The organism is Actinomadura sp. 6K520, assembly GCF_004349245.1.
Lineage (GTDB): Bacteria > Actinomycetota > Actinomycetes > Streptosporangiales > Streptosporangiaceae > Spirillospora.
In genome coordinates this window covers 1-9,344 of record NZ_SMLC01000231.1, presented here as the reverse complement: position 1 = coordinate 9,344, position 9,344 = coordinate 1, and the positions used below count along the sequence as shown (strand labels likewise).

The following is a 9,344-nucleotide window of genomic DNA, read 5'->3' as shown; positions in this document are numbered from 1 at the left end:
GCCGCCAACGCCTCCAGCCCTTCGCGCAGTGCGGCTGGGTTGCCGGTGATGACGGCGCGGTGGTCCAGGGTGGAGCGGGTGGTGGCCAGCGCCCAGGCCACTTCACCGGGGTCCAGGTCGGGGTGGGCGTCCAGGTGCTCGGCCAGGCGCCGCGCTTGGGCGGCCAGACCCGCCTCAGTCTTGGCCGACAGCAGCCACGGCAGTACGTCCGGCTCAGGGGTCTCCCTGGCCTGCGCCTCTACATCCGTGCCGGTCTGGAGCGTTAAGGGCGTGGGTGCGGTTTCGGTGTCTGTGCTTGTGGGGGCTTGTTCGAGGATGAGGTGGGCGTTGGTTCCGCTGATGCCGAAGGAGGAGATGGCGGCGCGGCGGGGCTGCCCGGTGTCGGGCCAAAGCATCTGGTCGATGAGCAGCTCGACCATCCCCGCGGACCAGTCCACGTGCGGCGTCGGCTCGTCAACATGCAGCGTCCGCGGCAGGATCCCGTGATTGAGGGCCTGCACCATCTTGATGACACCGGCGACACCGGCGGCGGCCTGGGTGTGGCCGATGTTCGACTTGACCGATCCCAGCCACAGCGGCCGGTCACGATGCCTGCCATAGCTCGCGATCAGCGCTTCGGCCTCGATGGGGTCGCCCAGTGCCGTGCCGGTGCCGTGCGCTTCGATCGCGTCGATGTCATCGGGTGCGAGGCGGGCGCCGGCCAGCGCCTCCTCGATCACCCGCTGCTGGGACGGGCCGTTCGGCGCCGTCAGACCGTTGCTCGCCCCGTCCTGGTTCACCGCCGAACCACGGATCACCGCAAGCACCGGATGCCCGTTGCGCTGTGCGTCGGAAAGACGCTCGACGAGGAGGAGCCCCACGCCTTCGGACCAGGCGGTACCGTCGGCCGCCGCCGCGAACGGCTTGCAGCGCGCGTCCGGCGCGAGGACCCGCTGGCGGGAGAACTCCACGAAGATGCCGGGCGTCGACATGATGGCCACGCCTCCGACCAGGCTCAGCGAGCAGTCCCCCTGGCGCAGTGCCTGGCAGGCCAGGTGGAGGGCCACCAGGGAGGAGGAGCAGGCGGTGTCGATGGTCACCGCGGGCCCCTCCAGCCCGAACGTGTACGCGAGCCGTCCGGAGACGACGCTGGCCGCGTTGCCGAGACTGATATGGCCTTCGAGCCTGCGGGACGTGTCCGCGAGGAGCAACTGGGCGTAGTCCTGCGCGTTGGTCCCGATGAAGACGCCGGTCCGGCTGCCGCGCAGTGACGCGGGAGCGATGCCGGCGCGTTCGACGGTCTCCCAGGCCCCCTCCAGCAGCAGCCGCTGCTGCGGATCCATGGCCAGCGCCTCGCGCGGGCTGATCCCGAACAGGTCGGCATCGAAGTCGCCGGCGTCGTACAGGAACCCGCCCTCGCGGACATAGCTCGTCCCGGGGCGCTCGGGGTCCGGGGAGTGGAGCCGTTCGAGGTCCCAGCCGCGGTCGGTGGGGAAGCCGGACATGGCGTCGGCGCCGCTGTCGAGCAGCCGCCACAGGTCCTCGGGGGACGACGCGTCCCCCGGGAACCGGCAGGCCATCCCGACGACGGCGATCGGTTCCCGCATGCTCGACTCGGCCTCGTGCAGCCGCCTGCGCGATTGCCGCAGCTCTGCGGTCATCCATTTGAGGTGGTCGAGAAGCTGCTGCTCATTCCCCATCTGAACCGAACTCCAAAGGATGCGGGCAAAGGCGTGGCGGTGGATCAGGATCTGCCGAATTCTTCTCTGATGATGTCGAGTACCTCGTCCGCGGTCGCGGACTCCAGTTCGCTGACGGGCTCTTCGGGCGCCCCGCCCGCGTCCTCGAATTTCGACAGCAGCGCCTGGAGCCGCCACGAAACGGTCTTCTGCTCGGCCGCGGAAAGACTCGCCATGGCGACGGAATTGGAAAGATCGTCGAGTTGTGCGATGATCCCGGTTCCGTTTCCGGGGTCGTCGGCGATGGTCGTTCTCAGGTACTGCGCCAGTGCCTGCGGGCTGGGATGGTCGAACACCAGGGTGCTGGGCAATTTCACCCCGATCTCGCGGGTGAGGTGGTTGCGGAACTGAAGGGCGGAGACCGAGTCGAAGCCCAGTTCCTTGAAGGTCTGCCGGGTCGGTACGTCGTCGCCGGACACGTGGCCGAGGACGGCGGCGGCGGTGGCTTTGACCAGGTCCACCAGGATCGCTTCCTGCTCCGGGCGGGCTGCGCCGAGGAGGCGTCGGCGCAGCGCCGCCGCCGCCCCCGGGTCCGCTTCGGGGGCCGGTCCGGAGGAGCGCGTGATCTGCTGGATCTCCGGCAGGTCGGAGAGCAGCGGGATCCGGCGGGTGGGGGCGAACGCCGCCCAGAGCCGTTCCCAGTCGACGGCGGCGACGGTGAGGCAGGTCTCGTCCCGGTCCAGCGCCCGCTGGAGCGCGGCGATCGCCATCTCCGGGTCCATGCCGGAGAACCCGCTCCTGCGCAGGTTGGCCCGCGCGCTCTCGTCGTCCGCCATGCCGCCGCCGCCCCATTCGCCCCACGCCACGGACAGGGCCGGGAGCCCCTGGGCGCGGCGGCGCCGGGCGAGCGCGTCCAGGCCGGAGTTCGCCGCCGCGTAGTTGGCCTGCCCGGGGCTCCCGAGGACCCCGGCCGCGGAGGAGAACAGCACGAACGCGGACAGGTCCCTGTCCCGGGTCAGCTCGTCGAGATGCGCGGCGGCGTCGGCCTTGGGGCGCAGCACCCCCGCCAGCCGGTCCGGGGTCAGGGCGTCGATCACGCCGTCGTCCAGGACGCCCGCGGTGTGCACGACCGCGGTCAGCGGATGCTCGTCGGGGATCTCCGCGATGACCGCCTCCAGCGCGGTGCGGTCCGCCGCGTCGCAGGCCGCGAAGGTCGGCTCGGCACCGAGCGCCCGCAGCTCGGACCGGAGCTCCCCGGCGCCGGGGGCGTCGGGGCCGCGGCGGCTGACCAGGACGAGCCGCTCGGCCCCGCCGCGCGCCAGCCAGCGGGCGACGTGCGCTCCCAGTGCGCCGGTTCCGCCGGTGACGAGGACGGTGCCGCGCGGCCGCCAGCCGGCCCGCTCCGGCCCGCCCGGATCGGCGGCCCGCACCAGCCGGCAGGCGAGGACCCCCATGGGCCGGATCGCGATCTGGTCCTCTCCGTCGGTACCGGCGAGGACGCCCGCGAACCGCGCCCGTGCCGTTTCGTCAGGCGTTTCCGGCAGGTCGATCAGGCCGCCCCAGCGGTCGGCGTGCTCCAGCGCCGCCACCCGGCCCAGCCCCCAGATCCGCGCCTGCGCGGGATCGTCCGCGGTGTCCAGCGGATCGGCGGACACGGCCCGCCGGGTGACGCACCAGAGCGGCGCGTCGATCCCGGCGTCGCCGAGGGCCTGGAGGAGCGTCGTGGTTCCGGTGAGCGCGTCGCGGTCGCCCAGGGCGAGCAGCGAGACCACCCCCCGGAGCCCGTCGGACAGGCCGGTGAGGCGTTCCCCCAGCGCCGTGCGGTCGAGAGACCCGGCATCGACCTCCAGGCGGACGATCTCGGCACCGGCGAGGTCGCTCATCGCCTCGTGGCAGGCGTCCTGCCACGCGTCGCCGGCCCGGGGCGCGACGAGCAGCCACCGGCCGGGGAGCGCGGATACGGCGGGATCGGCGAGCCTCTTCCAGGTGACCCGGTAGCACCACGAGTCCACTTCGGACCGCTCACGATGCCTGCGGCGCCACGAGGACAGCACCGGCAGCGCGGGCTTCAGCGCCTCCAGCGGTGGGGTGGACCCGTTCGGCTCCAGCATCGCGGCGAGGGCGTCGATGTCCTCGCGCTCGACCGCGCTCCAGAAGTGCGCGTCGTCGTCACCGGGGGAGGGGGCGGCCTTCGGGCCGGGACCCTCCAGCCAGTAGCGGCGCCGCTGGAAGGCGTAGGTGGGCAGCGCCACGGGGGGCAGCGCGCCGGAGAAGAAGCGGCCTGCCCAGTCGACGGTGATCCCGCGGGTGTGGGCGTGGGCGGCGCCGGAGAGGAACCGGGCCAGCTCCCCCTGTCCGCGCTGGAGTGTCGGGATGACGACCGCGTGGGCGCCGAGGTCGTCGATGGTGTCCTGGAGGCCGGTGGCGAGCGCGGGATGCGGGCTGACCTCGATGAGGGCGTCGTGGCCCTGTCCGATCAGGCCGTGCACGCTCCGTTCGAGCTGCACGGGCCGGCGCAGGTTGCCGTACCAGTAGGCGGCGTCCAGCCCGGTGGTGTCGAGCCGGTCGCCGGTGACGGTGGAGAAGAACGGGATGCGCGACGGACGCGGCGCGATGCCGGCGAGGGCTTCGAGCAGCGCGGGCCGGATGCGGTCGACCTGCGGGGAGTGGGAGGCGTAGTCGACGCTGACGCGGTTCGTGCGGATCCCCTCGCCGCCGCATTCGGCGAGGAACGCGTCGACGGCCCCGGGGGCGCCGGAGACCACGCTGGAGGCGGGGCCGTTCACCGCCGCGAGCGTGAGTTCGCCGTCCCGGCGGGCGAGCCGCTGCTCGATCTCGGCGGCGGGCAGCGCGACCGACGCCATGGCCCCGTCCCCGGCCAGCTCGCGCAGGGCCTGGCTGCGCAGGGCCACCACCTTGGCCGCGTCGTCCAGGGAGAGGGCGCCGGCGACGTAAGCGGCGGCGATCTCGCCCTGGGAGTGGCCGGCGACGGCCGCGGGCTCCACGCCGTACGCGCGCCACAGCTCGGCCAGGGCCACCATGACCGCGAACAGGACCGGCTGGACGACGTCGACGCGTTCCAGGCCGGGAGCGGCGGGCGCGCCGCGCAGCACCTCGCCCAGCGACCAGGACACGTGCGGTGCGAGTGCCCGCTCGCAGCGGGCGATGTGCTCGGCGAACTCCGTGGACTCCTCCATCAGCGCCGTGGCCATGCCCTCCCACTGGGCGCCCTGCCCGGGGAAGACGAAGGCGACCTTGCCGTTCAGGTCGGCGACGCCCTCGATCACCCCGGCGGAGGGGGTTCCGGCGGCGAGCGCCGACAGTTCGTCCGGCAGCCGGGAGACGTCGGAGGCGAGCACGACGGCGCGGTGCCGCAGCGTCGCGCGCCTGGTCGCCAGGGCGCCGGCGACGGCGACGGGATCCGCGTCCGGACGTTCCCGCACGAACTCCGCCAGCCGTCTCGCCTGCCCGCGCAGGCCGGCTTCGCTCGCGGCCGACACCAGCAGGGGCAGCGGCCCCGCCCCGGCCGGGACCGGCTCGGCGGGGGGCCGCTCGGCGGGAGCCTGCTCGATGATGGTGTGCGCGTTGGTGCCGCTGATGCTGAACGACGAGACGGCCGCGCGGCGCGGCCGTCCGGTGTCGGGCCAGGGGACCGCCTCGGTGAGCAGGCTCACCGCCCCAGCGCTCCAGTCGACGTGCGGCGTTGGCCGGTCGACGTGCAGGGTGCGCGGGAGCAGTCCGTGGTTGATCGCCAGGACCATCTTGATGACTCCGGCGACGCCGGCGGCGGCCTGGGTGTGCCCGAGGTTGGACTTGATCGATCCGAGCCACAGCGGCCGGTCACGGTCCTGGCCGTAGGCGGTGAGGAGCGCCTGGGCCTCGATGGGGTCGCCGAGGGTGGTGCCGGTGCCGTGGGCCTCGACCGCGTCGACGTCGGCGGCGCCCAGGCCCGAGTCGGCGAGCGCCTGCGCGATCACACGCCGCTGGGACGGGCCGTTGGGCGCGGTCAGCCCGTTGCTGGCGCCGTCCTGGTTCACCGCCGAGCCGCGCACCACCGCCAGCACCGGGTGGCCGTTGCGCCGGGCGTCGGAGAGCCGCTCGACCACCAGGAGCCCGACCCCCTCGGACCAGCCCGCGCCGTCGGCGGCGGCCGCGAACGGCTTGCACCGGCCGTCGGGGGCCAGTCCCCGCTGCCGGGAGAACTCCACGAACAGGGTGGGGGTGGCCATGATGGTGGCCCCGCCGGCGAGCGCGAGGTCGCATTCCCCCCGGCGCAGGGCCTGGCACGCCAGGTGCAGCGCCACCAGCGAGGAGGAGCAGGCGGTGTCCACCGTCAGGGCCGGCCCCTCCAGGCCGAACACGTAGGAGATGCGCCCCGACGCCGCGCTGCCCGACGTCCCGGTCAGGGAGTATCCCGCGGTGGTGTCGGTGAACTGCTCCGGGAGCGTCATGTAGTCCTGGTACATCAGCCCCGTGAAGACGCCGGTCGAGCTGGACTTCAGCGAGGCGGGCGGGATGCCGGCGTTCTCCAGGGCCTCCCAGGCGACCTCCAGCAGCAGCCGCTGCTGCGGGTCCATCGCCGCCGCCTCCCGGGGCGAGATCTCGAAGAACTCGGGGTCGAACTCGGCGGCGTCGTACACGAACCCGCCCTCGCGGGCATAGGTGGTACCGGAGTGCGCGGGATCGGGATGGTAGAGCCGCTCCAGGTCCCAGCCGCGGTCGGTGGGGAACGCCGATACTCCGTCCCGGCCCGCCTCCACGAACCGCCAGAGCTCCTCGGGGGAGTGGATGCCGCCCGGGTAGCGGCAGGCCATCGCCACGATCGCGACCGGCTCGTCGGCGGCCCTCCCCGCGGCGGCCGTGGCCGCCGGGGCGTGCCGCGCCCCGGCCAGCAGGTCACGCAGATGACCGGCGACGTCCCGCGGTGTCGGATGGTCGAAGACCAGCGTGGCCGGCAGCGCCAGCCCCGTGGCGGCGCTCAGCCGGTTCCGCAGCTCGATCGCGGTCAGCGAATCGAACCCGAGATCCTGGAACGCGCGGTCCGCCGGCATGCCCTGGGCCGCGTCGCGCCGCAGCACCGCCATCACGTGACCGCGCGTCAGGTCGAGCAGCGCCTCCCGCTGCTCCGCCTCGGGCAGCCCGGCCAGCCGCCGCGCGAGCGAGCCGTCCGGTCGTGCCGCTCCGGTCTCGTCCGCGCGCCGGAGGGGCACGGGCACGAGCCTGCGGAACAGGGCGGGCAGCGCACCCTCGGCCGCGCGGGCGCGCAACGCCGCGATGTCCAGCGGAACGGGAGCCACCAGTGCCTCGCCCGCCGCGCAGGCGGCGTCGAACAGCGCCGCCCCCTGCGCCGACCGCAACCGGACCAGGCCGCCGCGCTCGACCCGGGACAGCTCGGCCGCCCCCAGATGCGCGGTCATCCGGCTGGTCTCCTCCCACAGCCCCCAGGCGAGGGAGGTCCCCGGCAGGCCCGCCGCCCGCCGGTGCGCGGCCAGCGCGTCCAGGAAGGCGTTCGCCGCCGCGTAGTTCCCCTGGCCGGGGGTCCCGATGATCCCCGCGGCCGACGAGAACAGCGCGAACAGCGCCAGGTCCGCGTGCCGGGTCAGCTCGTGCAGGTTGACGGCGGCGTCGATCTTCGGGCGGGCCACCCGCGCCATCCGCTCGGGCGTCAGGGAGCCCACCACCGCGTCATCGATCACGCCCGCCGCGTGGACCACGGCGGTCAGCGGATGCGCGGCCGGAACGCCCGCCAGCAGGTCCGCGAGCCGTCCGCGGTCGGCGGCGTCGCAGGCGGCCACCGTGACCTCGGCGCCCAGCTCGGCCAGCCGGTCCCGCAGCTCCGCCGCACCCGCCGCGCCGGGCCCTTGGCGGCTCGCCAGGATGACGTGCCGGGCGCCGTGGGCCGCCACCAGGTGGTGGGCGATCCGGCTGCCGACCAGCCCGGTGCCCCCGGTGATGAGGACCGTGCCGTCGGGGTCCAGCAGGGCCGGGCGGGAGTCCTCGCCGGGGGACGCGGTCGCCAGGCGGGGCACCAGCACCGTCCCCCGCCGGACGGCGACCTGCGTCTCACCCGAGATGGACGCCATCGCCGCCAGGCCGGGCAGCAGGCTCGCGGAATCCGGGTCATCGTCGATGTCGACCAGCAGGAACCGGCCGGGGTTCTCCGACTGGGCCGCGCGGACCAGCCCCCACACCGGGGCGGCGGCCAGGTCGGCGACATCCTCGCCCGTGCGGGTGGACACCGCGGCCCGCGTGACGACGACCAGCCGGGAAGCCGCCCAGCGCTGGTCTTCCAGCCAGGCGCGCACGAGTCCGAGCGCGGCGGTGCCGGCCGTGCGCGCCGCTTCGGCGAGGCCGCCGGTTCCCTGACCGGAGCAGACGGTCACGACGGTGTCGGGAACGTCCGCGCCGCCGTCGATCGCCTCCCTCAAAGCGTCCAAGTCGGCGAACGCGTCGAGGCCGGGCCCGAAAGTATGCGTGAGCCCTGCTTCGTCGGCTCCGAGGAGCACCCACCCGTCCGGGGCCTGGCCTTCCGGCTGCCGTTCCGGCAGCGGTGTCCACTCCAGGGTGAAGAGGTGGTGACCGGCGTCCCGGCCGTGCCGGAGGTCCTCGGCGCGGACCGGCCGCATCGTCAGCGACTCCACCGACATGACCGGCCGGCCGGTCTCGTCGGCCACGGAGACCGTCACCGTGCGCGGGCCGCTCGGGGACACCCGCACCCGCGCCGCCCCGGCCCCGGAGAGGAACAGCGACACGCCGTTCCAGTCGAACGGCAGGTCCACCTCCCGTTCGGCGCGGTCGAGCACGGCCAGGCCGACGATGTGCAGGCAAGCGTCCAGGAGAGCGGGATGGACGCCGAACCGTGGCGCGTCGCCGCCGTCGGGCAGCGCCACTTCGGCGAGCAGGTCCTCGCCATGGCGCCAGGCGCGCCGCAGCCCCTGGAAGGCGGGTCCGTACTCGTAGCCGAGCCGCGCCAGCGCCGCGTAGCAGCCCTCCGTGTCGACCGGCTGCGCCTCGGCAGGCGGCCAGAACGTCATGTCGGGCGGGACGACGGCCGGGCTTTCGGCCGTCACCACCCCGCCCGCATGGCGGATCCACGGGAGGTCGTCCGCGCTCTGTTCCGGCCGTGAATAGACGGTGACCGCGCGCCGCCCCCGCTCGTCGGCCGCCCCGACGACCACCTGCAGCCCGACGCCGCCACGGTCGGGCAGCGCCATCGGCGCCTCCAGCGTCAGCGCCTCCACCCGGCCGCAGCCCACCAGCCGCCCGGCGTGCACCGCCAGCTCCACGAACGCCGAACCCGGCAGCAGCGCCGATCCGGCCACGACATGGTCGGCGAGCCACGGATGCGAACCCTTGGACACCCGGCCCGTCAGGACGATCTCGCCGCCACCGGCGAGCTTGACCATGGCGCCGATCAGCGGATGGTCCGCGGGGGTCAGCCCCGCCTCGGCGACGTCCCCGGCCCTGCGCCCCCTGCCGTCCAGCCAGTACCGCCGGTGCTGGAAGGCGTAGGTGGGCAGTGCGGGCGGGGTCGTGGGCCGTGGGACGCCGATGGTGTCGAGGATTCGGGTCCAGTCGGTTGTGAAGCCTTGGGTGTGGAGGGTGGCGAGGTTGGTGAGGAGTTGGGTCCAGCCGCCGTTGTCGCGGTGGAGTGTGCCGGTGGTGAGGATGGGGTCGTCTTGGAGT

The 9,344-nt window shown here is 74.3% G+C and carries 2 protein-coding genes; both read right to left on the bottom strand.

The window, feature by feature from the left end; genetic code table 11:
* A partial coding sequence (locus E1289_RS33950) for a beta-ketoacyl synthase N-terminal-like domain-containing protein (RefSeq protein WP_207929330.1) occupies positions 1-1,679 on the bottom strand: 1,679 nt, incomplete at its 3' end.
* A 44-nt stretch (positions 1,680-1,723) separates the two neighbouring features.
* On the bottom strand, positions 1,724-9,344 hold a 7,621-nt coding region (locus E1289_RS33945), incomplete at its 5' end, for a type I polyketide synthase (RefSeq protein WP_131987650.1).